Origin of the sequence: Amycolatopsis albidoflavus, assembly GCF_039525725.1 — a bacterium.
Lineage (GTDB): Bacteria > Actinomycetota > Actinomycetes > Mycobacteriales > Pseudonocardiaceae > Amycolatopsis > Amycolatopsis albidoflava.
The window spans coordinates 159,791-183,724 of the sequence record NZ_BAAAHV010000033.1 but is presented as its reverse complement, the minus strand read 5'-3'; the positions used below and the strand labels follow the sequence as shown (position 1 = coordinate 183,724).

The window sequence follows — 23,934 nt, the reverse complement described above, 5'->3', positions numbered from 1 at the left end:
TCGGCTGCGGTTTCGGGTTGGGGCTAGCGCCCCAATGTGGCATTGGGTGCGTCAGATGCACCGAACGCCACATTGGGTGCGTGGGACGCACCGAATGCCACATTGGGTGCGTGGGACGCACCGAATGCCACATTGGGTGCGTGGGACGCACCGAATGTGGCGTTGGGGCGGCATCGTGGCGTGTGGTGGGGCGGGCGAGCGGGAGTGGGCTGTGAAGGGCTCCTTGAGGGAATCTGATTCCGTGAAGGGGTCCCTCACGGCGTGCGGAAGTACGTGAGGGGAACCCTGAGGGACTCTGAGTGCGTGAGGGTTCCCCTCACGCACTTAGGGCCGCCGGGGAGCGGTCCCTGGCGGCCCTTCTGTTGAGCTGAGGCCGGGGCGGCGCCTTGCGCAGCACCCCGGCCCGCAGCGGTCTAGCGGCCTTGCAGCGACTTCACGTTGTCGCCGAAGGTCCAACCCCTTGAGCCGTCCCAGTTGATTGACCAGTCCATTAGGCCTTTCAGGCCCGGGACGCTTTGGTAGGCCTGCGAAACCGAGCCGGGGTCCATGTAGCCGCCGCCTGCGCCTGGTTGGGCTGGGAGGCCTGGGACCTGTTTGTCTGCCGGGACGCGGATGGTGGTGCCTTGTACGGTTAGGCCCTTGTCCAGGCACTGTGTCTGGACCGTGAAGCCTTGCACCGTTCCTGCTTCGTAGCTGTCTCCGGAGCAGCCGTACATGGAACCGTTGTAGTACTGCATGTTCAGCCACCACAGTTGGCCGTTGTCCACATACTTCTTGATGATCGGCAGGTATGCGCCCCAGATTGAGCCGTAGGTTACCGAGCCTCCGGTGACGTAGGCCGTTTCTGGGGCCATGGTCAGGCCGAAGCCGGAGGGCATCTGCGACAGGACGCCGTCGATGATGCGTTCCAAGTTCGCCTGCGAGGCGGACAACGTGTTGATGTCGCCGCTGCTTGACAAGCCCGTTTCGATGTCGATGTCTATTCCGTCGAAGTTGTACTTCTTCAGGATCGGCACGATGGTGCTGACGAACTTGTCGGCGACCGAGCTCGAAGACAGGTCGATGCCTGCTGCCGCGCCGCCGATGGACATCAGGATGGTGGCGCCGGCGTCTTTGGCCGCGCACATCTCGGCGGGAGTCGACACCTTCACCGTGGCGTCCATGCCGTCTTCCCATTGCACGGTGCCGTCGGAGAGGATCACCGGGAAGGCGGCGTTGATGACGTTGTAGCCGTGGGCGGCCATGCTCGGGTCGTTGATCGGAACCCAGCCCATGCCGGGGTGGACGCCGTTCGAGGCTCCGTCCCAGTTTTCCCAGTAGCCTTGCAGCACTGAACCGGAGGGTCTCGGCTTGACGGCGCAGGTGTCCGATTGCGGTGCGGCGGCCGCCGAGGCGGGGGCGACTCCGGCTAGCGGCAGTGCGAGCAGGGCCGCCACGGCGGTCCCGAACCAGCGCGATTTCCGTTCGAACATCACGGCTCCCGTCCCGATAACGGTGTTGCCGCAACGGTAAGCGGCGGGCTGAGGGGATGCCTACCCCCGATCGTATGGTCTAGACAAATTCGCGACCAAGGTGGTCTGGACAACCACAAAAAGAGACCAGCCGGGCACGAAGCGCCGTGCCCGGCTGGTCTTGGGGGAACTAGGGAGAGATTACTGCGTCAGCAGGCCCCGCTGTCGGTCCAGACGGCCCAGGAACCGGGCGCACCCGGCTCAGCGCCGACGGAGTACCACGACGAGGTCCACTTGTGGCTCTTGTACGAGACGACATCGCCCGGACCGTAGAACTTGTTCGAGTCCCATGCCGTCACGCCGCCGCAGCCGCCCGGGTTGCCGCTGCCCACGGTGAGCGTGAAGTCCGCGGTGTGGGTGGCGTTCGCGCCGGTGGCGGTGATCGTGACCTTGCTGGTGCCGTTCGGCGTGCTGGCCGTCGTGGCGATCGTGACGGTCGCGGTGGCGCCGGACTGGACGGTCGCCGGGTTGAACGTCGCGGTCGCGCCCGAGGGCAGGCCGCTCGCGGTCAGCTTCACCGACTGCGCGTTGCCGTTGGTGATCTTGGTGGTCACCGTCGACGTGGCGGACTGTCCAGGCTGGACAGTCGCGGTCGAGGGCGACAGGCTGACCGAGAAGTCGTTGCCCGCGGGCGGGTTGCCGGTGCAGGTGGCCTCACCGGAAACCGCGGCGACCGAAACCGCGTCCCACGCCGCCTTGGTGGCGTTGAACTCGGTGCAGCTGCCCGGGAACAGGTCGACCGCCGCCTGCAGGGTGGCCTTGCGGGCCGCCTTGTGGTTCCAGGACGAGGTCTTGTGCAGCAGGCCGTTGTAGAAGATCTTGCCGGCCTTCTGGATGCCGATGCCGGTGATGCTGCTGTTGTTGCAGGTCGGGCTCGTCGGCTGGCCATCCGTGGGCGAAGTGCCCTCGGACAGCAGGTAGAACCAGTGGTTCTGCGGGCCCGCCGCCGCGTGCACCTCGGTGTTCGGGATCGACGACGAGTAGCAGTTCGGGTCGCCCTCGCGGCTCGGGTCGTACATGTAGCGGATCGGGCCGTTGCCGACCAGGTTCACGCCCTCGCCGACGGTGAAGTCGGGAGTGTCGACCGGGTTGTTCGCGTAGAACTCGGTCAGCGCGCCGAACACGTCGCCGGTGGACTCGTTGAGGCCGCCGTTCTCGTTGCCCGAACCCGCGCCGCCCGGCGTGTTCTGGAAGATGCCGTGCCCGAACTCGTGTCCGGCCACGTCCATCGACGTCGCCTGGCGCTGGTTGTCCTGCGAGTGCCCGAAGTGGGTGGACGAGCCGTCCCAGTAGGCGTTGACGTCGTTCAAACCGACCGACGCCGGGAAACCGTTGCCGTTGCCGTCGATACCGCTGCGGCCCAGCCAGTCCTTGAGCATGTTCCACTCGGTCTGCACCGTGTAGAGCACGTCGACGCAGCCGGTTTCGAGGTCGGTGCCCTGGCCGTTGCCCCAGTTGTTGCTGGACTTCGTGAACACCGAGCCGCCCTCGCGGCCGCAGCTGATGCCGGGCCGGGTCGAGTCGCGCATCGAGTACGAGCTGCCGGAGCCGCTCGTGTCGATGCTGACCTGGCCGGCGTAGTAGCTGTTGCCGTTGCCCGCCGCGCGCGGGGCCGCGGCGTTCGAAGCGGCCTTCGCCGGGCTTTCGGCCTTCACGTCGTCACGCTGGTCGAGGACCTTGCCGGTGGCGGCGTCGACGAAGACGTGCAGGTTGCTCGGTGCCTTCGCAGTGCGGCCCTTGACGACCACCTCGTAAGCCAGTTTCGGCTGTGCGCCGCCGAGAACGACCAGATCAGGCTTGCTCACCGTGCTCACGGTCTGCAGCTGAGCGCGGGCGACCGAAGCCGCGCGCGCCGAGTCGACAGTGGGCGTGGTGCCCACGGTGATCGCCGCGCCGTCGGCGGAGTCGGTGCCGCGCACGCGGCCCGTTCCGTCGGCGACGATCACCGCATCCCCGCCGACGACCCGAAGGCCGTCGTAGGTGCGCTCGTAGGAGTTGTAATACAGCCCGGCGTCGCCCAGGGTGGTGCTGACGCGGTGCAGGCTCTCGGCCGAGCTCTTGCGGAGCCCGACCGCGCCTGCGGCGGCGACCCGGTCGGCGGCCGCGATCGCGGTGGCCTGCGGGTCTGCGGTGGGGTGGGCGGGGGCCGCGGATGCCGGGGTCACCGGCAGCGCGAGCAGGGAAAGGGCGAGACCGGCGACACTTGCGATGCCGGTGGCGAGCCCTCTTCTGGACGTCATCGACAGTCCTTTCGGGGTACACGATGGGGAAAAGCGCAACGCGTTGAGCTGGGCTGATCAGGCCGCGGACACCGTGAGTAAAAAAGCGCTCACGGGGGCGGTCAATGCGCTGAACGGACCAGCGGGACCCCGGGAGCGATCAGGACTATTCCTCTCAGGTGGCCCCGTAGCAGGGAAAACGCCGATTCGGGACGGGCCGGGCGACTTTCGTCGGTAGTTGCCGACAACCGGCCATTGGTAGGAGGACCGGAACCCGCTGGTGGTCCGCTTTCGCGCGTTCAGCCGCGGGCAACCGATCCGTCACGCTCCGGTGCCTACGCGGGCGCCCGCCGGGGCCGCTCGGCCCGTAGGCTTGGCTGGTGAGCGAACAGTCTGAGTTTCCCGACGGCCAGTACCCCGAACGTCCGGTGGAGCGGCACAAGGGCCCGGTGGTGCTCCGGCGCGATCGGCGCGATCAGGGCAGCACCACCGATCAGCGGCTGCTCGATTCGCGCGGGCCGAGCGACTGGGTGCACACCGACCCGTGGCGCGTGCTGCGCATCCAGGCCGAGTTCGTCGAGGGGTTCGGCGCGCTGGCCGAGGTTCCGCGCGCGGTGACCGTGTTCGGTTCGGCGCGCACCAAACGCGACAACCCGGAGTACGAACTGGGCCGCAAGATCGGGGCCGCGCTCGCCGACGCCGGATTCGCGGTGATGACCGGCGGCGGCCCGGGCGCGATGGAAGCGGTGAACCGCGGCGCGAACGAGGCGGGCGGGTTCTCCGTCGGGCTGGGCATCGAGCTGCCGTTCGAGCAGGGCCTGAACCCGTGGGTCGACCTCGGCGTGAACTTCCGCTATTTCTTCGCGCGCAAGACCATGTTCGTCAAGTATTCGCAGGCGTTCATCTGCCTTCCCGGCGGATTCGGCACGCTCGACGAACTGTTCGAGGCGCTGACCCTGGTCCAGACCAAGAAGGTCACGAAGTTCCCGGTGGTGCTGTTCGGCACCGAATACTGGGGCGGGCTGTACGACTGGATCGAGAAATCGGTGCTGGGCGGCGGGAAAATCGGCGAGAAGGACCTCGCCCTGCTGCACTTGACCGACGACATCGACGACGCGGTGCGCGTCGTGCAGGACTCTTATCAGGCTTGGGAGGACACGCACTGATGCGGATTTGTGTGTTCTGCGGTTCGGCGCAGGGCTTTTCGCCGGAGTACGCCGAGGCGGCGGCCGGCGTCGGGAAACTGCTGGCGCAGCGGGGAATCGGCCTCGTCTACGGCGGCGCGAGCGTCGGCACCATGGGCGTGGTGGCCAACGCCGCGCTCGCGGCGGGCGGCGAAGTGATCGGCGTGATCCCGGAAGTGCTGTCGAGCGTGGAAATCGCGCACGGCGGGCTCACCGAATTGCACGTGGTCGCCGACATGCACCAGCGCAAAGCGAAAATGGCCGCGTTGTCGGACGCGTTCGTCGCGTTGCCCGGCGGCGTCGGCACCCTCGAGGAATTGTTCGAGGTGTGGACGTGGGCGCAGCTCGGCATCCACCGCAAGCCGATCGGACTGCTCGACGTCGCCGGGTATTACTCGCCGCTCGTGGCATTTGCCGATCAGATGCTGGAGAAGGGTTTCCTGCGGCCGGAGACCCGGGAGTTGATCAGCGTCGCGTCTGATGCCGACAAGCTGGTCGACATCCTGAGCCGCTCGGTCGGATAACGCGTCACGACGCTTTTTCGTCCGGCCGTTTGTGATAGGTGTCGACGTATTCCTGTCCGGACAGTTCGAGGATCGCGTACATGATCTCGTCGGTCACCGACCGGCGGATCGCCGAGGACGAGTCCTGGCCCTCGTAGCGCGAAAAGTCCAGCGGTTCGCCGAACCGGACCCGGATCTTGGCGGGCCGCGGGATTTTCGCGCCGTTCGGCTGGATGCCCTCGGTGCCGAACAACGCGACCGGAACCACCTTCGCCCCGGTGGACAGCGCGAGCGCGGCGACGCCGGTGTGCCCGCGGTGCAGCCGTCCGTCGAGCGAGCGGGTGCCCTCCGGGTAGATCGCGAACACGCCGCCGTCGGTGAGCACCTTGCGGCCCGCTTCGAGCGCGGCGAGCCCGGCCTGGGCGTTGCCGCGTTCGACCGGGATGTACCCGAGCGCGTCGAGCGATTTCGCGATGAACCGGCCCTTGAGCCCCTTGCCGGTGAAGTACTCGGCCTTGCCGAGGAACCGGACCTGCCGCGGCGTGGTGAACGTGATCACACCGGTGTCCAGCGCCGCCCGGTGGTTGGAGGCGAGCAGCACCGGGCCGTCCCCGGGAATGTTCTCCACGCCCTCGACCTTGGGCCGGTACAGCACGCGGACCAGCGGTCCGAGCACGAAACGGACGAGCAGCGTGAGCAAAGGTTCTCCCTCCGGAGGATCGGGCGCCGGTTCCAGCATGGCACGATCGCCTCCATGAGCTGGTTTCACCGTCGCACCTGGCAGGAGCCCGGGTGGAGCGCCGCGGACATCCTCGCCGCCAAACGCGGCCGGACGGTGTCGGTCGTGCTGCCGGCGTTGGACGAGGAGGAAACGGTCGCCGCGGTGGTCGCGTCGGTGCGCCCGCTGCTCGGCGGGGTCGTCGACGAGCTGGTGGTCGTCGATTCAGGTTCCACGGACGCGACCGTCGAGGTCGCCGCGGCCGCCGGGGCCCGCGTGGTGCGCCGCGAGGACGTCGTGCCGGAGCTGACGCCGCGCCCCGGCAAGGGCGAGGTGCTGTGGCGCTCGCTCGCCGCGACGACCGGCGACGTGGTGGTGTTCCTCGACTCCGACCTGGTCGACCCGGACCCGGCGTTCGTGCCCTCGCTGCTCGGCCCGCTGCTCACCGAGGACGGCGTGCACCTGGTCAAGGGCTTCTACCGCCGCCCGCTGCGCCTGGAGAGCACCGGCGGCGGCCGGGTCACCGAGCTGCTGGCGCGGCCGGTGCTGTCCGCGCTGCGCCCGGCGCTGGGCGAACTGGTGCAGCCGCTGGGCGGCGAGTACGCGGGCACGCGAGAGTTCCTGGAGTCGGTGCCGTTCGCCGGCGGGTACGGCGTGGAGATCGGCCTGCTGCTGGACGCCGAAGAGCGCTACGGCCTCGACGGCTTGGCGCAGGTCAACCTCGGCGTGCGCAAACACCGCAACCGGTCGCTGTTGCAGCTCGGCGTGATGTCCCGGCAGATCCTCGGCACCGCGCTGGCCCGCTGCGGAATGCCGAGTGCGGAGGCGGCGCGGTTCACGCAGTTCGTGCAGGTGTCCGGGGAATGGGTGCCGGACGTGACGGAGGTGCCGGTGGCGGACCGGCCGCCGATGCGGGAGGTGCTGGCCGCCCGGCAGCCGTGACGTCCGTCCATATTGGACACGCGGTGGTTTTCACCGAAATGTCATCGCTGCACGCTACGTTCGGGGCCGATTCGGCTCGAACGACCGGGGGCGATGGGCATGGCCAAAGACCGGCTGGATTCCAGCACCGTGAACCAGGTGAAACTACGCAATCTGGCCATCCGGCAGCCGGATCGCAAGGTCGTGCAGGTCTGTGCGGACGACGGCAGCCGCGACGGGTTCCCGGTCGGCTGGGCTGAGCTGGCCCCGCATCCCCATTACCGGCGCCTCTCGTGGCACACGGTCGTCCGGACCGTGCCCGGCGACGACTACAGCTACTGGCACGGCGGGCTGGCCCGCCGGGCGAGCTACGGACCGGTGGAGCACGGAGGGCGCGAGACTCTCGGTGCCGCGATCCGCGAGATCCTCACGCTCGCCCAGTGGGGCGACGTCCTGGCCGACCACGAGGTCCGCTCCGGCCGGACCGGGACTTATCTCGCCACGATGGACCCGAAGCAGGCTGACTGGCTGGCCAAGCTCGACGAGCCGAAGGGGATCACCCATCTCGGCGGAGGACGGGTCCGGCTCGACAACGTCGTGGTGGCTCTGTTCCGAGGTGCGCCGGAAGTGAACATGTACGTCGACGCTGACGACGTGTTCCACATTCATCCGATGGACCCGCCGATTCAGCTCACCCGGGAACGGTGAGCGCTAGTCGCCCCTCCTCGAGAGTGAGGACCTGGTCGAACCCGTAGACGTGCTCCGGCCGGTGCGTCACCAGCACGACGGTTCCCTTGGCCTGCGCGAGAACTCGGGCCAGGACTTCGTCGCCGTGTGCGGGGTCGAGACCTTCCACCGGTTCGTCGAGGACCAGTACTGGCGGCGCGGCGAGTACGGCGCGGGCGAGGATCAGGCGTTGCCGTTGACCGCCGGAGAGGGCGTCGCCGTTCTGGCCGGTGTCCCGGTCCAGCGGGAGGTCGAAGCCCGCGGTTTCGCAGGCGGCGCGCAGGTCGTCGTCGGTGGCTTCCGGGTTGGCGAGCAGCAGGTTTTCGCGGACGGTCGTGGCGAAGACGTGCGCGTCGGCGAGTGCTCCGGAGATCAGGGCGGGGTGTGGTCCGGCCACGGGACGGCCGTCGACGGTGATCGCGCCGGACGTGGGGGAGACGAAACCGAGCAGGACGTGCAGCAGGGTCGTCTTTCCGGCCCCGGAGGGGCCGAGGATGCCGAGCCGGGTGCCGGGCGGCAGGTCGAGGTCGATGCCTTCGAGCGCGGCGCGGCGGCCGGGATGACGCACGCTGACGTTGGCCAGCCGGAAATGTCCTGGTCCAGGGGTTGGTTCCGGGGCGGGTGCTGGGGCGGCGAGGACGGCGCGTACTCGGCTCAGCGACGCGCGGATTTCGGGGATACGCTCGGCGGCGGTGAGCAGCGGCAGGACCAGCTCGAAGAGGGCCATCGTGGTCAGGGTGAGGGCCGCGGTGACCGGAATGCTTGCTGGGCTGAGCAATGCGACTGCGGCGGTGGTCGCGAATTGCACCGCCACTCCGGCGGCGGTGACCACGGCTAGGCGGCGGCCGGTGCGCCGGGAGTCCGCGGCTAGTTCCTGGATTACCTTGGTGGCGCGGTCTTTCTCGCGTTGCTCCCAGCCGTAGGCGATCAGTTCGTGGCGGCCGAGGACGAGTTCTACGGTGCGTTCGGCGAGCTCCTGTCGTCTCTGGGGTGTTCTTCCTCTTGGCACCAGAAGAATTACTGCCGTGAGGAGTCCGATAAGGACAATCCCGGCGAGCGGAAGGCTTACCAAGCCAGCGAAAACCACCACGGCGAGACCGACGGTTCCGGCGACCACTGCCGGTAGCGCGAGCCGGAGAATGGCGTCCTGTACAGCGTCCACATCGGACACCAGGCGGGTGACCAGATCCGCGCCGGAGTGTTCGGCGACGCGGCGGGGGAGAAGGGCTTGGTACACCCGGGTTCGCAGGGAACCGAGGTAGCGGAGGACAACGTCGTGTCCGGCAAGGCGTTCGGCGTAGCGGAGTCCGCCGCGGGCCAGCGCGAAAACCCGCACGGCGACGATCGCGAGCGTGAGTGCGGCGAGCGGAGGTTGTTCGGCGGCGCGCATGAGCAGCCACGCCGCGGTGCCGGTCAATCCGAGTCCGGCGAGTTCGGCGCCGACGGCGAGAAGGGTCGCGCGGACGAGTTTCATACGGTCACCCCATGGTTGAGTTCGACCGTCCGCGACGCGAGCGCGGCCAGCGTCGGTCGGTGCGCGACCAAGACCGCGGTGCGTCCGGGTAGCAGTTCCCTCGCGCCTGCCAGCACGGTCGCTTCGGAGCGCGCGTCGAGGCGGGCGGTGGGTTCGTCCAGCAGGACCAGTCCGGCTTCGGTGCGGGACAAGGCGCGGGCCAGGCCGACGCGTTGCCGTTGCCCGGCGGACAGTTCGGCGCCCAGTTCGCCGATCTCGGTCGCGTAGCCGTCGGGGAGGTCGGTGACGATGTCGTCGACCCGGCGTCCGCCGGTGTTTTCCTTGAGGGTGCCGCGAAACAGCGTCGGACGTTGCGGCAGCCACGCGGTGTCGCGCAGCCAGGACGAATGGTCGAGGGCGCGCAGATCGACGCCGTCGATCAGGACCCGGCCGGACGTCGGCTGGACGAAACCCAGCAGGACCGCGAGCAGAGTGGACTTTCCGGAGCCGCTCGGCCCGACTAGCGCGAGGTGTTCGCCGGGGTGAATTGTTAAGTCCACTTCGGACAGCGCCTGGGTTTCGCCGTAACGCACAGAGACGCGATCGAATGCCACTTCCGGTGGGCCGAGGCGGCGGGTTCGCGTGCCGGATCGGCGGACAGCGGTTGGTGCGTCGAAGATTTCCTTCAGTGCGGTGAGTCCTTCGGCGGCGGCGTGGAACTTCGCTCCGGCGGTGCGCAGCGGTAGGTATGCCTCGGGTGCGAGGACAAGGACAAGCATCGCGGTGTGCGCGGTCATCGAACCGGATAGCAGCCGGAATCCGATCGGTACTGCGACGAGTGCGATCGACAGCGTGGCGACGAGTTCAAGCACCAGCGCGGAAAGGAAAGCGACCTTCAACGTCCGGATAGTGGCGTCGGCGTGTGCGTTGGCCATCTCGCGCACGATGCGGGTCTGGGCTTGCGCACGGCCGAACAGCTTGAGCGTCGGCAACCCTCGGACGACGTCGAGGAAGTGTCCGCCTAGCCGGGTCAGCAGTGTCCATTGTGTACGCGCTTTTGTGTGTGCTCCGATGAGTGCGCCGAAGACCGGGATCAACGGCACAGTGGCAGTCACGATCAACGCGGAGGTCAGATCGGCGGTGAAAATCCTTGCCAGTACCGCGATTGGCACCAGTACGGACAGGATCATCGCGGGCAGGTAGCCGGTGAGGTAGGTCGCGGTGGCATCGACCCCTTTGGTGATTCGCGTGGCAGTCGCGCCGGGGTCGCCGGCCGCGTCGAGCAACCGGCGACGCAGGCCTGCTTGCGCCGAAGCTGTGAAATGACTGGTGAGCAGGCCCTGTCCGACGGCGAGAAGGATTCGCGCCCCGACGGCGACGACCAGCGCGACCGAAACGCCGCCGCCGGTGAGCAGGGTCGCCAGCCCGTCCGCCTGGACAAGCACGGTGACAGCGGTGACGACACCCAGCACGGCGAGCGCCGCGAGGTAACCGCGGAGACCAGGTAGGGCAGGCATGGCGAGACTCCTTCAGAAGTGCAGCAACGATTTCTCGTCGACCGGACGCCGATGTGCCCGCCAGGTCAGCCACTGCACGGCGATCAAGACGAGGAGCGCGGGCGCGGCGAACCAGCCGATCACCGCGGCCATGTCCGGCGTGGTGGCGGCCTGATCGACGGTCAGCTGGTAGCCCGTCGGTGCCGACAGGACCACGGGGAAGCGCAGCACGCCGACCAGCAGCGCCGGGCAGGCGCTCAGAAGCATCACGGCGGGCAGCGCCAACCGTGGTCGACGGAGTCCGAAGAGGACAGTCGAATAGGCCGCGAAACCAATGGCGACAACCGCTAACGCAGCCCAAGAAACGTCGGAAACCGAGAAAGCGCCCCAAATAGTCGCGACCACCAGGAACACGCCGACCGGAGCCAGGAAGGAGCGAGTCAACCGACGAACCCGGCCGGCGATCTCGACGGGACCGCGCACCGCGAGGAAAACCAGCCCCTGCAAGCAGAACAGCGCGACAAATCCGAGCCCCCACAGCACCGCGTACGGATTGAACAGTGCCAAGACGTCGTCAGCCGGACGCCCTTGCGCATCGAGCGGAAGCCCGCGCACGAGGTTGCCGAGGAATAACCCCCACGAGACCGCCGTGACCAACGCGCCCGCGGTAATGGCGAACGTCCACCCGCGCCGGTTGCCTTCCGGATGTCGACTCCGCAGCTGCACTGCCGCACTGAAGGTGACCAATCCCAGCAACAACAGCACCACCAGCACGTAAGCCCCGGCGAACACCCGGCCTTCCAGATGCGGGAACGCGCCGAACAACACCCCGACGGCCGCGACCAGCCACACCTCGTTGGCCAGGAAGAACGGGCCGACCGCGCCGAGCACCCGCCGCTGTCCAGCCTCGTCGCCGGAGCGGGAGAGCGCGGGCAGCAGCATCCCGACGCCGTAGTCGTAGCCGGCCAACGCGAAGTAGCCGCCCAGCAGCAAGCCGAGCACACCCCACCAGATCGTCACCACGGGTCACACTCCACTCAGGACAGGAAGTTCGGTTTCCGCCGTCGCGACAGCCGGGCCGCGTTTGGCGATCCGGGCGAGCAGCACCCAGTCGGCGATGGCCAGCACGACGAACAACAGCGTGAAAGCGGTGAAGGAGAACAGGATCTGCCCGCCGCTGACGTCGGCGACCGCGTCCGCGGTGCGCAGCTTGCCCCACACCAGCCACGGCTGACGGCCGATCTCGCGGACCAGCCAGCCCAGGATCGCGGCGACGAACGGCACGGCGATCCCCGGCACCATCAGGAAGAGCACCGGCCGCGCCCGCAGCAGCAGGTCGCGAAACAGCAGCAGCGTGCCGATCAGCGAGGCGAAAAACGCGAAGAAGCCGACCATGATCATCATCCCGAGCGGCAGCCCGACGCCCGCCGAGCCCTTGAACTTGTCCGGCTGATACCCGGCGACCTCCGCGAACTGCGCGAACCCGGCCTGGACCACCAGCACGCTGCCGATCAGCGACGTCACGACGCCCATCCGCAGCGACCGGCGAAAGAAGTCGATCTCGTTGGTGCGCTTGAGAAAGTGATATGCGCTGACCCCGGTCACGAAGAACCCGCCGGTCAGCAGCGCGGCCCCGAGGACGTGCGGCAGCGACGCGACCAGCGCCGGGTTCGCGAACAACGCGCCGAAGTCGTCCAGGCGCAGCACGCCGTTCTCCATCCGCGAACCGACCGGGTTCTGCAGGAAGGAGTTGGCGACCATGATGAACAGCGCCGAGGCGTAGGCGGTCAGCGTGACCAGCCACAGCACCGCGAGATGCAGCCACTTGTTCATCCGGCCGCGGCCGAAGATCCACAATCCGAGGAACGTCGATTCCAGGAAGAACGCCACCAGCGTCTCGATCGCGAGCGGCGCGCCGAAAACATCCCCGGCGAACGCGGACAGCCCGGTCCAGGTCATCCCGAACTGGAATTCCATCACGATTCCGGTGACGATTCCGAGTGCGTAGTTGACCACGTACAGACGGCCCCAGAACGTGGTCATCCGGTGCGGCTGCTCGCCGCCGCGGATCGTCGCGCGCGTCTGCATGATCGCCACCATGGTCACCAAACCCAAGGTGAGCAGCACAAACAGGAAGTGAAGCGAGGTGGTGGTCGCGAACTGGAGTCTCGCGATCGGCAGTGGGTCCATGCCGACGGATCCTATAGGTAGTGTGTCTACATGTAGCGGGTAAACCTATGAGATCGGGGAGATCTCAGGGTTTTTCCCGGACGGTCGCGCGGGCCGCGGAGATTAGCCTGCCAAGGACAAGATGGGTAGACTGACGACCTATGAAAGCGGACACGTTGCGCGGACACCTCGACGCGTTGCTGCTCGCCGTCCTCGACGGCCGCAAGCTGCACGGCTACGCGATCATCGAGGCGCTGTCGCTGCGTAGCGACGGAGCGCTCGACCTGCCCACCGGCACGGTGTACCCGGCGTTGCGCCGGCTCGAGCGCGCCGGCTGGCTGGCGAGCGAGTGGGACGTGGTGTCCGGCCGCAAACGGCGCACCTACCGGCTCACGCGCGCCGGACAGCAGGCGCTGGCCGCGGAACGGTCGCAGTGGCGGGAGTTCACCACGGTGATCGGCGGGGTGCTGGAACCATGACCACGACAAGCCGGGCCGCGACCAGCCCGATCGACGGCTACCTGGCCGAGCTGGACCGAGCGCTGGTCGGCCGCCGCGGCGCGAAGGCGGATCTGCTCGCCGAAGCCCGCGACGGTTTGCGGGACGCGGCCGAGGCGTACCGCGAGGGCGGCTGGAGCGAGGCGGAAGCGCAACGCCGCGCGGTAGCGGATTTCGGCCACGTCCGCGAGGTCGCCGGTGACTACCAAGCGGAACTGAGCATGCACAACGGCGTACGGACGTTGTGGCTGCTCGTCCTCGGCGTGCCCGCGATGCAGGCGTCGTGGGAGCTGGCGCGCATCTTCACGTACGGCTCCTGGTCGCGGCTGACCACGCCGAACCCCGGCTGGTACCCGTACGTCACGCAGCTCACCCACACCGCGCTCTACGCCGTGCCCGTGCTCGGCCTTCTCGCCCTGCTGAGCACGCGGTTGCTGAGCCGCCGATTCGACGGCGTCCGCACGGCCGGCATCTGCCGAGTGCTGGGCGCGATCGCGGTGGGCCTCAACCTGTTCTCGATCCTGCTGCTGATCGGAGCGACCGGGATAGTCGACGCGGCGCGCCTGTTCCTCAGCGGCCCGTGCGGCTTGCTGATGGTCTCGTGGGTGGTCCTGTCGTTCCGACTTGTCGTGCTAGCGCGACGTTCCTGGGGACGGTGTGCCACGATCGTCGCGTGACGACCGCGCTGATCTACCTCGTAGTCATGCTGCTGGTGGCCGCCGTGGTGTTCCTCCTGGCCGCTGTGGTGTTCGGCCGGGGCGAGGAACTGGCGCCGCTGCCGCCCGGCAGCTCGCCCACCCGCCTGCCCGCCGAGGACATCACCGGCGAGGACGTCCGCCAGGTGCGCTTCCAGCTGGTGTTCCGCGGGTACAAGATGTCCGAAGTAGACTGGGTGCTGCGCAGGACCGGTGTTGAACTGGACGAACTGCGCGAACGAGTCGCCCGCCTGGAAGCCGCGCAGCAACCGCGCGAAGCGGCGCACCGGAGGCCGGCAGGTGAGTGACCTGGTGCTGTCGGTAGACGTCGCGGCACCGGCTGGAACGACCTGGCTAGCGCTCACCGACTGGGCCCGCCAAGGCGAGTGGATGCTCGGCACGCAGGTGCGGGTCATCGAAGGCAACGGCCGCAGCGTCGGCTCGAAGCTGTCGGCCTTCACCGGCTTCGGCGGCATCGGCTTCACCGACGCCATGGAGATCACCACCTGGGAACCGCCCCTGCGCTGCACAGTGCGCCACCTGGGCAGCCTCGTGCAGGGAACCGGGGTCTTCCAGGTACTGGCCAAGGGCGCCAGCCATTGCACCTTCGTCTGGGCCGAACACCTCAAACTGCCGTTCGGCCTGCTAGGCCGCGCAGGCTGGCCCCTGGCGCGTCCCGCGTTCGCACTAGGAGTGCGCCACTCGCTGCGCCAGTTCGCGAGCTTCGCGGAGAACTATTCAATGGGGGAACAATGACGGACCTGCTGGGCGAAGACGGAATCGCCCGCTGCAGCTGGGGCAACTCGACCCCCGACTACGCGGCGTACCACGACGAGGAGTGGGGCGTCCCGCTTCATGGTGAGGCCGAGCTGTACGAACGCCTGTGCCTAGAGTCGTTCCAGTCCGGACTGTCCTGGATCACCATCCTGCGCAAACGCGAGAACTTCCGAAAAGCCTTCCGCGGCTTCGCCCCCGAGAAGGTCGCGCGCTTCAAGGAGAAGGACGTCGAACGCCTGATGCAGGACGCAGGCATCGTCCGCAACCGCGCGAAAATAGAGGCAGCGGTGAAGAACGCCCGCGCCGTAGCAGACCTGGACATCCCGCTAGACGAGCTCCTGTGGTCCTTCGCCCCCGCAAAACACCGCCGCCCCCGCACCATGGCGGATGTACCAGCGATCACCGACGAGTCGAAGGCAATGGCCAAAGACCTGAAAAAACGCGGCTTCGCCTTCCTAGGCCCCACCACCTGCTACGCCCTGATGCAAGCCACCGGCATGGTCGACGACCACGTAAAAGGCTGCTTCCGCGCAACGTGAGGTCCGTGAGGGCCACCTTCAGGGACTCAGAGTCCCTCAGGGTTCCCCTCACAGCCCTAAACCGCAGCCGATGCACCCAACAATCGGTGCACCCAGCCCCTCCCCCGCACCCCGATACGAAGCCTCTCTGCGGTCTGGGGTGGCTTGTCAAGGCATCTTTCCCGCCTTGACAAGCCACCCCAGACCGTCAGCACAATCAAGCTTCGGGGTGCCCCACCGCACCCTTCTTTTCCGCGGCGAAGCCGCTCTTTTCAGCGGCTCCGCCGCTCCTCTCTAAGCCTCACTTCCCCTGAAAGTTAGGCCGACGCTTCCCCACAAACGCCTCCACCGCCTCCGAATGATCAGCAGTAGCCCCCAACGCAGTCTGCGCCGCATCCTCAGCCGCCAACGCCTCCTCCAACGAAGACTCAGCCGCCACCGCCAACACCCCCTTGATCTTCGCGTAAGCCACCGTCGGCCCCCCAGCCAACTTCGCAGCCACCTTCTGCGCCCGAGCCGCCAGCTCCTCGTCCGGCACAACCTCCCCGACAAGCCCGATCCGCAAGGCCTCAGCCGAGTCCACCGTCCGAGCCATCAGCATCAACTCGGCAGCCCGCCCGTACCCGATCAACCGCTGCAACGTCCAAGACGCCCCCGAGTCCGGCCCCAGCCCGACATTCGCGAACGCCATCAAAAACGAAGACGACTCCGCCGCGATCCGCAGATCACTCGCGTAAGCGAAGGCCGCCCCAGCGCCGGCCGCAGTGCCGTTCACCGCCGCGATGACCGGCTTCGGCATCCCGGTGATGGCCTTGACGATCGGGTTGTAGTGGTCGCTGACCGTGTGCAGCGGGGCCGGGTCGTTCGCCTGCAGCAGGCCGACGTGCTCCTTGAGGTCCTGTCCGGCGCAGAACGCCTTGCCGGTCCCGGTGAGCACGACGGCGCGGACGTCCGGGTCCTCGGCGGCCGCGCGCAGCTCGGCGAGCAGGCGCTCCTTGAGCTCGACGGTCAGCGAGTTGTACGCCTCCGGCCGGTTCAGGGTCAGGGTGCGCACGCCGTCGGCGTCGGCGGTCAACAGGACGTCGGATGTGGTCACGAAATGCTCCTCTGAAGCGGCGGCTCGGGTTCTCGGGACTGAGTCTCGCACCCTCGGCGGGCGGCATACCAGCACCGATGCGGCGGCAAATGATCGGTCCGCGTTCGCGCCCGGGCGCTGATGAGGGACAATGGGGGACGAGACCCGGCTGGCATGGGAGTGCGCGACCCGGGCGCGCCGGTTGAGACGGAGGGAGCACGCTATGGCGGCCATGAAGCCCCGGACCGGAGATGGTCCCCTCGAAGTGACCAAGGAGGGGCGGGGCCTCGTCATGCGGGTGCCACTGGAGGGTGGCGGCCGGCTGGTCGTCGAGCTCTCCGCGGAGGAAGCGAAGGACCTCGGCGCTGCGCTGCAGGAGGTCACTGGCTGACCTGCGCTCTCCCCGCTCTGTCCACTGTGCACCCCGGTCTCCTCTTGGAGGCCGGGGTCGGTTCGTCTGCGCCCTAAGGTTGCTCGCTGTGCGTAACTCGCTACCACCCGTTCCCACGAAGCTGCCCGAAATCGAGGTCGTCGCCGCGACGCGCCGCGGAATCCCGCGAGCAGTGCTGGTCGCGCCGGCCGAGGCGGAGGAAGGCGCAGCGTACGGGTCGAGCGGACGCACCGCCGAAGTGCGCGAAGTGCCCGAAGACGGCGACGGCCCGCGCTGGGTCGCCGGTATCGGCGAAGGCGCGCCGAAGGACTTTCGCCGGACCGGTGCCGCGTTGGCGCGCGCGATGCGCGAAGCGGCCGAGAACCGTCCGATCCGGACAGTCCAGGTCGTACTGCCCGAAGACGCGACAGCGGAGCACGCCGCCGAATTCGCGGTTGGACTGTCGTTGGGCGGTTACCGGTTTGTGGTCACCACGACAGAGCCGAAGCCGCCGGTACCCGCCGTACGCCTCGTTGTCGCGCACGAGCGCGCCGTGCCCGCGTACGCAGAGGCAGTCGCGCGCGTACGCGTTCTCGCGGCGGCTGCTGCCTTTACGCGCGATCTCGCGAACACGCCGTCCAACATCAAGAACCCGGCATGGCTGGCGAACACCGCGGCGAAGGTGCTGGGCGGCACCGTCGACGTGACCGTGCGAGACGAGAAGTGGCTCGCCGACAAGGGGTTCGGCGGAGTCCTGGCGGTCGGCGGCGGTTCGGTTTCGCCGCCGCGCCTGATCGAAATGGCGTACCGCCCGCGCGGCGCGACGAAGCACCTGCTGTTCGTCGGCAAGGGGATCACCTTCGACACCGGCGGCATTTCGCTGAAGCCGGCCGACGGCATGCACCTGATGCGCACCGACATGGCGGGCGGCGCGGCCGTGATCGCCGCGATGCGCGCGATCGCCGAGCTGAAGCTGCCGGTACGCGTCACCGCGCTGGTGCCCGCCGCGGAAAACCACGTCTCCGGCGGCTCGTACCGGCCGGGCGACATCGTGCGGCACTACGGCGGCCAGACCACCGAGGTCGGCAACACCGACGCCGAGGGCCGGATGGTGATGGCGGACGCGCTCGCGTACGGCATCGCCCAGTTCAAGCCGGACCTGATCGTCGACGCGGCCACGCTGACCGGCGCGATGAAGGTGTCGCTGGGCGTGCGCACCGGCGGCGTCTTCGCGACCGACGACGACCTCGCCGCGCGGGTGATCGAGGCTGGTGCCCGCGCCGGTGAGGCGTGGTGGCGGATGCCGCTGGTCGAGGACTACGCGACCGGCATCGAAGGCGAGCTGGGCGACGTCCGGCAGGCCCCCGGCGGCCCCGGCGGGATCATGGCGGCGCTGTTCCTGCGCGAGTTCACGGCGGGGCTGCCGTGGGCACACCTGGACATCGCGGGCCCGGCGCGCGCGGACAAGCCGTATGACGACGTGGTGCCGGGCGCGTCGGGGTTCGCGGCTCGGACGTTGGTGGAGTTCGCGGCCTCCTACGAGGGCTAGTTCCTGCCCGCCAGCTCTTCGTCCCGGCGGGTGAGCACGATCGGCTCCCCGTCGGTGATCGCCACCGTGTGCTCCGAATGCGCGGTACGCGAGCCGTCGGCCGAGCGGATGGTCCAGCCGTCCGGGTCGTAAACGATCTTGTCCGTCGTGCGCGCCAGCCACGGTTCCAGCGCGAGCGTCAGGCCCGGCCGGAGTTTCATGCCCCGGCCTGCCTTGCCGCGGTTGGACACGTGCGGTTCGCCGTGCATGGTGCGGCCGATGCCGTGCCCGCCGAACTCGGTGTTGACCGGGTAGCCGTAGCCGGTCGCGACCTCCTCGATCGCGGCCGAGATGTCGCCGAGCCGGTTGCCCGCGCGCGACGCCTTGATCGCGGCTTCGAGCGCTTCCTCGGTGGCCCGGATGATCCGCTGGTCCTCCTCGGCGGGCGTGCCGACGATGACCGTGCGCGCGGAGTCCGCGGCCCAGCCGTCGATGGTGACCGCGATGTCCGCGGTGAGCACGTCGCCGTCGCGGAGGGTGTAATCGTGCGGCAGGCCGTGCAGGACGGCGTCGTTCACCGACAGGCAGATGACGTTGCGGAACGGGCCCTCGCCGAACGACGGCGCGTAGTCCCAGTAGCACGAGACGGCTCCGCGCCGCTTGATCATGCCGCGCACGTGGTGCTCCAGGTCCATCAGGTTCACGCCGACGTCGGCGAGCTTGCCGACCTCGGTCAGCACCTCGGCGATGAACCGCCCGGTCACGTGCATGCGGTCGATCTCCGCAGGCGTCTTCAGCTCGATCACGACTACCTCGCGTCCTCAGGTTCCGGTATTTCTATACCGGAAACGCTAGCACGGTACCGGGATACAAATACCACCCTGGCCGTTAGTCCGTCCTGCCGAGCACATGGTCTCGGAATGCTTGGACGGCGGGCGAAAGCGGCTCCCCGGCGCGCCAGGCGAGCCCGATCGTCCGGTGGACCGGCGGGTGCAGCGGGACCTCCGCGACGCCGGCCGGGGAGCCGGGTTCGAAGCGCGGCAGGAGCGCGACGCCCAGGCCTGCGCCGACGAGTCCGCGGACAGTGTCGGATTCCTGACCCTCGAAGGCGACCTTCGGCGTGAAACCGGCGGCGGCGCAGAGGTCGTCGGTGATCCTTCGCAGACCGTAGCCGGGTTCCAGGAGAACGAACGGCTCGTCAGCCAGCTCCGCCACGCGCACGCTGCGTCGTCCGGCCAGTCGATGTCCGGCGGGAACCGAGAGGTGGATCGGCTGCCGGTCGAGCACGACCGTCTCCAGCCGTTCGTCCTCGACGACCGGGGCGAGCAGGGCGAGATCGAGTTCGCCGGACACGAGCCGGTCGACCATGTCCTGCAGCGAACCTTGCACGAGGGAGAACCGGGCGGTCGGGGCCTGTTCGCGATACGCGCGCAGCAATTCCGGCACCAGCGACCGGCCGAGCAGGTGCAGAAAGCCGAGCACGACGCGCCCGCTCGCCGGTTCGATCTCCTCGCGGGCGAGGCGGACTCCGGCGTCGACCACCGGCAGCGCGCGTTCCGCGGCGTCGGCCAGCAGCTCGGCGGCGCGGGTGAGCCGGACGCCCCGGCCGTCGGGCACGGTCAGCGGCGCGCCGAGGGCGTGTCCCAGCGCGGCCAGCCGCCTGCTGACTGTGGGTTGCGGCACTCCGAGGATTTCGGCCGTGCGGGTGACGTTTCCAGTGCTCCGCAGCGTGGCCAGCAGAGACAGGTGCGGGACGAGCTGCGCGGTGAGGCTCTCATTCGGCACGGTATGAATGATGGCAGATCAACGTATTAGACGTATTGATTAGCCAAGCTTACTTTCAAGGTCATGCTCTCCTCCGCCCGCCGGGTCAAGGTCGCGGTCGCCGCCGCGGGCTTCACGTCGTTCGCCCTGCTCTACGCGCCGCAAGCGGTCCTGCCGCAGCTCGCCGGGCAGTACCACCTCGATCCCGGCGGCGCGGCGCTCGCGGTCAGCGTGGCGACCGGTGCGCTGGCGATTTCCGTGCTGCCCATCGCCGCCTTGTCCGAGGTGGTCGGCCGACGGCCGGTGATCATCGCGTCCGTCGTGATCTCCTCGGTGCTCGGGCTTCTGCTGCCGCTGGTGCCGGACTACTCGTTGCTGTTGGTGCTGCGCGCGGTGCAGGGCGTCGCGATCGCCGGATTCCCCGGCGTGGCCACGGCTTACCTCGTGGAACGGCTCGGGAAGACCGGCGTCGCGGCCGCGGTCGGGGCGATGATCGCGGGCAACACCATCGGCGGCATGACCGGACGGCTGGCCACCGGATTCACCGCCGGTCCGTTCGGCTGGCGCGGCGCGCTGTACGTGGTGGCCGGGATTTCGCTGGTCTGCGCGGTCGTGACAGTGGTGATGCTGCCGCCATCGCCGGTCAAGACGGGGGAGCGGCAAGGGCTGCGCGACATCGGCGTCGGCCTGCTTACCGCGGTGCGGCGGCCGGTGTTGCTCGCGCAGTACGCCGTCGCGCTGCTGGCCATGGGCGCGTTCGTCGCGCTGTACAACGCGGCCGGGTTCCGGCTGACCGGCGAGCCGCTGAACCTGTCGCCGGCGATCGCGTCGCTGGTGTTCGTGTCGTACGCGCTGGGCTCGGTCTCGTCGGCCACGGCCAACCGGCTGTCCGCGCGGATCGGGCGTCGGCAGGCGCTGGTCGGGGTGCTGCTGCTGACCGCGGTCGGCGCGCTGCTGACGATCCCGGATTCGCTGCCGCTGATCGTCGTCGGTTTTCTGGTGCTGACGACGGCCTTCTTCGCCGCGCACTCGATCGCGAACAGTTGGGCCGCGGCCGAGGCCCCGGAGAACGCGCGCGGCCAGGTCGGCGGGCTGTACATGCTCATGTACTACCTGGGCAGCAGCGTCGGCGGCGGGGTCGGCAGCGTCGTCTACGGGGCGGCTGGGTGGAACTGGTTGATCGTGGCCGTCGTGGTGTGGCTGGGGCTGGCTGTGGTGGCGGTGCAGGTGGGCACAAGGGCGCGGCGAGAGGAACGGGTGCTGGTGGGGTCGTGAGTGGCTATGCCGGTTCTAACCGGCTTGAACACTCACGAGCACGCCGTGGCCACCAGTAGTCCGCCGCCGACCGGCAGCAGCGCCGGGACCAGCCGGTCGTCCTCGCGCACGGCCCGCGCGACCTCGCGCAGCGCCATCGTCTCCGGGTCGCGCCGGGCCGGGTCGGTGAGCCGCCCGCCCGCCAGGACCTGGTGGAACACGATCACCCCGCCGCGGCGCAGCAGCGCGACGCCCTGCTCGTAGTAGCCGGGGTACTCGATCCGCGCGGCGTCGACGAACACCAGGTCGTAGCCGCCGGGGGTGAGCCGCGGCAGCACGTCCAGCGCGCGGCCGACGATGAGCCGCATCCGGCCCGGCGGGTAGCCCGCTTCGAGGAAGGTCTTGCGCGCTGCCCGCTGGTACTCCGGTTCGACGTCGATCGAGGTCAGCACGCCGTCGGCGGCCATCCCGCGCAGCAGGTACAGCCCGCTCACGCCGGATCCGGTGCCGACCTCCACGACCGCCCGCGCGGCGACCGTCGCGGCGAGAAAACGCAGCGTCGTGCCTGCTCCGGGGGCCAGCGGGGCGCAACCGAGGTCGGCCCCGCGCAGCCGCGCCGCGGTCAGCACGTCGTCGTCGGGCAGGTACCCGTCGACCTGCTCGGCGCCGACCGCCCCGGTCTCGGCCGCCGCCTCTGTCCCCGAACTCACGCGCGAAGGTTAGCGCTGGTTGTCGATAAATCAGCGAAGGCTCCCTGGTAAGCGCCCTCCGGTCCCGGGAAAGCCCGCGAAAACCCTGGAAAGGCCAACTTCTCAGGCTGCTCTCAGATCGGTCTCATGAGTTCCATAAGGAAGCCGGACAGACTGAGTCTCAACCACACGGGAACACCGTGTGCCCGGCCCGCGTTGGCAGAGGTGAAGAGGAGTTGACCCAGATGGAGGTGCCTGCTCCCCTGATGCAGAACGCCGAACTGCCGGAGGCCGCTCCGGTGACCGTGGACGCAGCCGAGGCGGCCTGGACTCCGCCCTCGTGGGACGAGGTCGTGCGCGAACACGCCGACCGCGTCTACCGGCTCGCCTACCGCCTCACCGGCAACACGCACGACGCCGAGGACCTGACCCAGGAGACGTTCATCCGCGTCTTCCGGTCGCTCGCGTCGTACAAGCCGGGCACTTTCGAGGGCTGGCTGCACCGGATCACCACGAACCTGTTCCTCGACATGGCGCGCCGCCGCTCGCGCGTGCGCATGGAGGGACTGCCCGAGGACACCGACCGGATCGTCGGCGACGACCCGAGCCCCGAGCAGCACTACAGCGACACCCACCTGGACCCAGACCTGCAGGAGGCGCTCGACGAGCTGCCCCCGGAGTTCCGGGCCGCGGTCGTGCTGTGCGACGTCGAAGGACTGTCGTACGAGGAGATCGGCGCGACGCTGGGCGTCAAGCTCGGCACCGTGCGCAGCCGCATCCACCGCGGCCGCTCGGCGCTGCGCGCGTCGCTCGAGCGCCGTCGCGCGACCCGGGAGGAATCTGCGAAGGTGTCCGTATGACCGGCTGGCGTTTCGCCGAATCCCACCTCATGCCCGACGCGGTAGTCGCACTGGTCGACGGCGAGCTGACGCCGGTCGCCCACGACCGGGCGCTCGCGCACCTCGCGCGCTGCCCGGACTGCGCGGCCGAGGTGACCTCGCAGCGGCAGGCTGTCGCGGCGGTGAAGGACGCGGGTGCGCCGTCGATGTCGGCTGGGTTCCTGGCCAGTCTTCGGTCGATTCCGGAGCACACTGATTTGCCTGGTACGCCGGATAATCTCGCGGTCACCGCGGATGGCCAGCTGGTGGCGATCCAGCGGCCGGAGCGGGTGGCCGGGTTGCGTGACGCGGGAGTGCTCGGGGGTGCCGCGCCGTTGGGAACAACCGCGCCGCTCGGGCAGTCAGCGAACGTGCTCGGCGGCGGTCGGTTCGCGTTCAGTCGGAAGCGGGCCGCGCAAGGGGCCGGGGTCGTCGTGTCCGGGCTCGTGCTGAGCGCGCTCGCGCTCGTCGGGACTTCGGCGGATAGCGGGGAAGGGACCACGGGGACCGGGCCGGTTCGGGTGCCTAATGCGAATTTGCTTCCGGCGCAGATGACTGTGCCTCGGTCGGGGGGCGAGGCGGAGTCGGTGGCTCCGGAAGTTGAGCCGGAGCCTGGGATGGTTCGGGCTGGGGCTGCTGTGGCGGCTCGGTAGGTCTCTCGCGGGCGGCTCGTCGCCTGGCGGCGACATTGCGATCGGGTGGGGGCCACCACCCCGAAGCTGAGTGTGACTACGGCGCGGGGGTGCTTGTCAAGGCGGGAAAGATGCCTTGACAAGCACCCCCGCGCCGTGTTTTTGGCTTCGTATCGGGGTGCGGGGGGTGTGGCTGCCTTGACGGTTGGGTGCATCGGCTGCGGTTGGTGAGTGGGCGGGGCTTGCGCCCCCAATGTGGCATTGGGTGCATGTGGCGCACCGAATGCCGCATTGGGTGCGTGGGGCGAGCCGAGTGTGGCGTTGGGTGCGTGGGGCGCGCCGAATGTGGCGTTGGGT

Annotated in this window: 25 protein-coding genes; 14 read left to right on the top strand and 11 right to left on the bottom strand. The window is 68.9% G+C overall.

All coding sequences use genetic code 11. The features are described from left to right. Positions 1 to 413: 413 nt before the first annotated feature. Both ABD156_RS47205 and ABD156_RS47200 read right to left on the bottom strand, forming a co-directional pair. Positions 414 to 1,472, bottom strand: coding sequence for a chitinase (locus tag ABD156_RS47205; RefSeq protein ID WP_344288682.1), 1,059 nt, complete (start codon positions 1,470 to 1,472; stop codon positions 414 to 416). Between the two features lie 188 nt (positions 1,473 to 1,660). Next, complete coding sequence (locus ABD156_RS47200; protein ID WP_344288680.1) at positions 1,661 to 3,751, bottom strand: M4 family metallopeptidase; 2,091 nt, start codon at positions 3,749 to 3,751, stop codon at positions 1,661 to 1,663. Positions 3,752 to 4,110: 359 nt separating this feature from the next. Between ABD156_RS47200 and ABD156_RS47195 the strand changes: the two genes are divergently transcribed. Both ABD156_RS47195 and ABD156_RS47190 read left to right on the top strand, forming a co-directional pair. After that, entirely contained in the window at positions 4,111 to 4,896 is a 786-nt protein-coding gene (locus tag ABD156_RS47195; protein ID WP_344288678.1) for an LOG family protein, read from the top strand. Continuing rightward, positions 4,896 to 5,438: an LOG family protein gene (locus tag ABD156_RS47190; protein ID WP_344288676.1), complete on the top strand. Its 543-nt coding sequence runs from the start codon at positions 4,896 to 4,898 to the stop codon at positions 5,436 to 5,438. The genes ABD156_RS47195 and ABD156_RS47190 overlap by 1 nt, the downstream gene beginning before the upstream one ends. A gap of 4 nt (positions 5,439 to 5,442) precedes the next feature. Here the strand turns inward: ABD156_RS47190 and ABD156_RS47185 are convergent, their stop codons facing one another. Continuing rightward, positions 5,443 to 6,117 carry a lysophospholipid acyltransferase family protein gene (locus ABD156_RS47185; protein WP_344288674.1) on the bottom strand — a complete coding sequence of 225 codons (675 nt, stop codon included), beginning with the start codon at positions 6,115 to 6,117 and terminating at the stop codon, positions 5,443 to 5,445. A 54-nt stretch (positions 6,118 to 6,171) separates the two neighbouring features. On the opposite strand from ABD156_RS47185, the gene ABD156_RS47180 reads away from it, so the two are divergent. Together ABD156_RS47180 and ABD156_RS47175 are read left to right on the top strand one after the other, a co-directional pair. Then, the gene (locus ABD156_RS47180; protein ID WP_344288672.1) at positions 6,172 to 7,077 is read left to right on the top strand and encodes a glucosyl-3-phosphoglycerate synthase; all 906 of its coding nucleotides are present in this window, start codon (positions 6,172 to 6,174) and stop codon (positions 7,075 to 7,077) included. 138 nt (positions 7,078 to 7,215) lie between these two features. Beyond that, positions 7,216 to 7,764, top strand: a complete 549-nt coding sequence (locus ABD156_RS47175; protein ID WP_344288670.1) for a hypothetical protein — start codon at positions 7,216 to 7,218, stop codon at positions 7,762 to 7,764. Here the strand turns inward: ABD156_RS47175 and cydC are convergent. Genes cydC through ABD156_RS47155 form a run of 4 tightly spaced genes read right to left on the bottom strand, consistent with a single transcriptional unit; the run spans position 7,748 to position 12,921 of the window. After that, positions 7,748 to 9,256, bottom strand: a complete 1,509-nt coding sequence (cydC, locus tag ABD156_RS47170; RefSeq protein WP_344288668.1) for a thiol reductant ABC exporter subunit CydC — start codon at positions 9,254 to 9,256, stop codon at positions 7,748 to 7,750. The two genes, ABD156_RS47175 and cydC, sit on opposite strands and share 17 nt — an antisense overlap. Continuing rightward, a complete protein-coding gene (gene cydD, locus ABD156_RS47165; RefSeq protein WP_344288665.1) occupies positions 9,253 to 10,752 on the bottom strand; it encodes a thiol reductant ABC exporter subunit CydD in 1,500 nt (499 codons plus the stop codon). Before cydD ends, cydC begins: the two co-directional genes overlap by 4 nt. Before the next feature lie 12 nt (positions 10,753 to 10,764). After that, positions 10,765 to 11,754, bottom strand: a complete 990-nt coding sequence (locus ABD156_RS47160) for a cytochrome d ubiquinol oxidase subunit II (protein WP_344288663.1) — start codon at positions 11,752 to 11,754, stop codon at positions 10,765 to 10,767. Positions 11,755 to 11,757: 3 nt separating this feature from the next. Continuing rightward, positions 11,758 to 12,921 (bottom strand): cytochrome ubiquinol oxidase subunit I, encoded by a 1,164-nt coding sequence (locus ABD156_RS47155; protein WP_344288661.1) that lies wholly within the window; start codon positions 12,919 to 12,921, stop codon positions 11,758 to 11,760. Between the two features lie 140 nt (positions 12,922 to 13,061). On the opposite strand from ABD156_RS47155, the gene ABD156_RS47150 reads away from it, so the two are divergent. From ABD156_RS47150 to ABD156_RS47130, 5 genes are read left to right on the top strand one after another with little or no spacing between them, the layout of a single operon-like run. Beyond that, positions 13,062 to 13,379, top strand: coding sequence for a helix-turn-helix transcriptional regulator (locus ABD156_RS47150; RefSeq protein WP_344288659.1), 318 nt, complete (start codon positions 13,062 to 13,064; stop codon positions 13,377 to 13,379). Continuing rightward, positions 13,376 to 14,074, top strand: coding sequence for a permease prefix domain 1-containing protein (locus ABD156_RS47145; RefSeq protein ID WP_344288657.1), 699 nt, complete (start codon positions 13,376 to 13,378; stop codon positions 14,072 to 14,074). Before ABD156_RS47150 ends, ABD156_RS47145 begins: the two co-directional genes overlap by 4 nt. Continuing rightward, entirely contained in the window at positions 14,071 to 14,400 is a 330-nt protein-coding gene (locus ABD156_RS47140) for a DivIVA domain-containing protein (RefSeq protein ID WP_182894391.1), read from the top strand. The genes ABD156_RS47145 and ABD156_RS47140 overlap by 4 nt, the downstream gene beginning before the upstream one ends. Continuing rightward, positions 14,393 to 14,848, top strand: a complete 456-nt coding sequence (locus ABD156_RS47135) for an SRPBCC family protein (protein ID WP_344288655.1) — start codon at positions 14,393 to 14,395, stop codon at positions 14,846 to 14,848. Before ABD156_RS47140 ends, ABD156_RS47135 begins: the two co-directional genes overlap by 8 nt. Further along, a complete protein-coding gene (locus ABD156_RS47130; RefSeq protein WP_344288653.1) occupies positions 14,845 to 15,408 on the top strand; it encodes a DNA-3-methyladenine glycosylase I in 564 nt (187 codons plus the stop codon). The genes ABD156_RS47135 and ABD156_RS47130 overlap by 4 nt, the downstream gene beginning before the upstream one ends. Positions 15,409 to 15,688: 280 nt before the next feature. Here the strand turns inward: ABD156_RS47130 and ABD156_RS47125 are convergent, their stop codons facing one another. Further along, positions 15,689 to 16,483, bottom strand: a complete 795-nt coding sequence (locus ABD156_RS47125; protein ID WP_344288651.1) for an enoyl-CoA hydratase-related protein — start codon at positions 16,481 to 16,483, stop codon at positions 15,689 to 15,691. Positions 16,484 to 16,685: 202 nt separating this feature from the next. Between ABD156_RS47125 and ABD156_RS47120 the strand changes: the two genes are divergently transcribed. After that, positions 16,686 to 16,853: a DUF3117 domain-containing protein gene (locus ABD156_RS47120; protein ID WP_005155393.1), complete on the top strand. Its 168-nt coding sequence runs from the start codon at positions 16,686 to 16,688 to the stop codon at positions 16,851 to 16,853. 88 nt (positions 16,854 to 16,941) lie between these two features. Continuing rightward, positions 16,942 to 18,381: a leucyl aminopeptidase family protein gene (locus ABD156_RS47115; RefSeq protein ID WP_344288631.1), complete on the top strand. Its 1,440-nt coding sequence runs from the start codon at positions 16,942 to 16,944 to the stop codon at positions 18,379 to 18,381. Here ABD156_RS47115 and map read toward each other — a convergent pair. Together map and ABD156_RS47105 are read right to left on the bottom strand one after the other, a co-directional pair. Next, the gene (gene map, locus ABD156_RS47110) at positions 18,378 to 19,166 is read right to left on the bottom strand and encodes a type I methionyl aminopeptidase (RefSeq protein ID WP_344288629.1); all 789 of its coding nucleotides are present in this window, start codon (positions 19,164 to 19,166) and stop codon (positions 18,378 to 18,380) included. The two genes, ABD156_RS47115 and map, sit on opposite strands and share 4 nt — an antisense overlap. A gap of 82 nt (positions 19,167 to 19,248) precedes the next feature. After that, positions 19,249 to 20,145, bottom strand: a complete 897-nt coding sequence (locus tag ABD156_RS47105; protein ID WP_344288627.1) for a LysR family transcriptional regulator — start codon at positions 20,143 to 20,145, stop codon at positions 19,249 to 19,251. Positions 20,146 to 20,208: 63 nt separating this feature from the next. Between ABD156_RS47105 and ABD156_RS47100 the strand changes: the two genes are divergently transcribed. After that, a complete protein-coding gene (locus tag ABD156_RS47100) occupies positions 20,209 to 21,399 on the top strand; it encodes an MFS transporter (protein ID WP_344288625.1) in 1,191 nt (396 codons plus the stop codon). A 32-nt stretch (positions 21,400 to 21,431) separates the two neighbouring features. Here ABD156_RS47100 and ABD156_RS47095 read toward each other — a convergent pair whose 3' ends face one another. Beyond that, complete coding sequence (locus tag ABD156_RS47095; protein WP_344288622.1) at positions 21,432 to 22,088, bottom strand: O-methyltransferase; 657 nt, start codon at positions 22,086 to 22,088, stop codon at positions 21,432 to 21,434. A gap of 224 nt (positions 22,089 to 22,312) precedes the next feature. On the opposite strand from ABD156_RS47095, the gene sigE reads away from it, so the two are divergent. Then, entirely contained in the window at positions 22,313 to 22,927 is a 615-nt protein-coding gene (gene sigE, locus ABD156_RS47090; RefSeq protein WP_037353366.1) for an RNA polymerase sigma factor SigE, read from the top strand. Continuing rightward, complete coding sequence (locus tag ABD156_RS47085) at positions 22,924 to 23,598, top strand: anti-sigma factor family protein (protein WP_344288620.1); 675 nt, start codon at positions 22,924 to 22,926, stop codon at positions 23,596 to 23,598. The genes sigE and ABD156_RS47085 overlap by 4 nt, the downstream gene beginning before the upstream one ends. Positions 23,599 to 23,934 lie beyond the last annotated feature (336 nt).

What these genes read in the sequence shown, in the direction of transcription:
- ABD156_RS47205 (WP_344288682.1), bottom strand. Translation starts at nt 1,472, where the DNA reads ATGTTCGAACGGAAATCGCGCTGGTTCGGGACCGCCGTGGCGGCCCTG.
- ABD156_RS47200 (WP_344288680.1), bottom strand. Translation starts at nt 3,751, where the DNA reads ATGACGTCCAGAAGAGGGCTCGCCACCGGCATCGCAAGTGTCGCCGGT.
- ABD156_RS47190 (WP_344288676.1), top strand. Translation starts at nt 4,896, where the DNA reads ATGCGGATTTGTGTGTTCTGCGGTTCGGCGCAGGGCTTTTCGCCGGAG.
- ABD156_RS47180 (WP_344288672.1), top strand. Translation starts at nt 6,172, where the DNA reads ATGAGCTGGTTTCACCGTCGCACCTGGCAGGAGCCCGGGTGGAGCGCC.
- cydC (WP_344288668.1), bottom strand. Translation starts at nt 9,256, where the DNA reads ATGAAACTCGTCCGCGCGACCCTTCTCGCCGTCGGCGCCGAACTCGCC.
- cydD (WP_344288665.1), bottom strand. Translation starts at nt 10,752, where the DNA reads ATGCCTGCCCTACCTGGTCTCCGCGGTTACCTCGCGGCGCTCGCCGTG.
- ABD156_RS47155 (WP_344288661.1), bottom strand. Translation starts at nt 12,921, where the DNA reads ATGGACCCACTGCCGATCGCGAGACTCCAGTTCGCGACCACCACCTCG.
- ABD156_RS47150 (WP_344288659.1), top strand. Translation starts at nt 13,062, where the DNA reads ATGAAAGCGGACACGTTGCGCGGACACCTCGACGCGTTGCTGCTCGCC.
- ABD156_RS47145 (WP_344288657.1), top strand. Translation starts at nt 13,376, where the DNA reads ATGACCACGACAAGCCGGGCCGCGACCAGCCCGATCGACGGCTACCTG.
- ABD156_RS47130 (WP_344288653.1), top strand. Translation starts at nt 14,845, where the DNA reads ATGACGGACCTGCTGGGCGAAGACGGAATCGCCCGCTGCAGCTGGGGC.
- ABD156_RS47120 (WP_005155393.1), top strand. Translation starts at nt 16,686, where the DNA reads ATGGCGGCCATGAAGCCCCGGACCGGAGATGGTCCCCTCGAAGTGACC.
- ABD156_RS47100 (WP_344288625.1), top strand. Translation starts at nt 20,209, where the DNA reads ATGCTCTCCTCCGCCCGCCGGGTCAAGGTCGCGGTCGCCGCCGCGGGC.
- sigE (WP_037353366.1), top strand. Translation starts at nt 22,313, where the DNA reads ATGGAGGTGCCTGCTCCCCTGATGCAGAACGCCGAACTGCCGGAGGCC.
- ABD156_RS47085 (WP_344288620.1), top strand. Translation starts at nt 22,924, where the DNA reads ATGACCGGCTGGCGTTTCGCCGAATCCCACCTCATGCCCGACGCGGTA.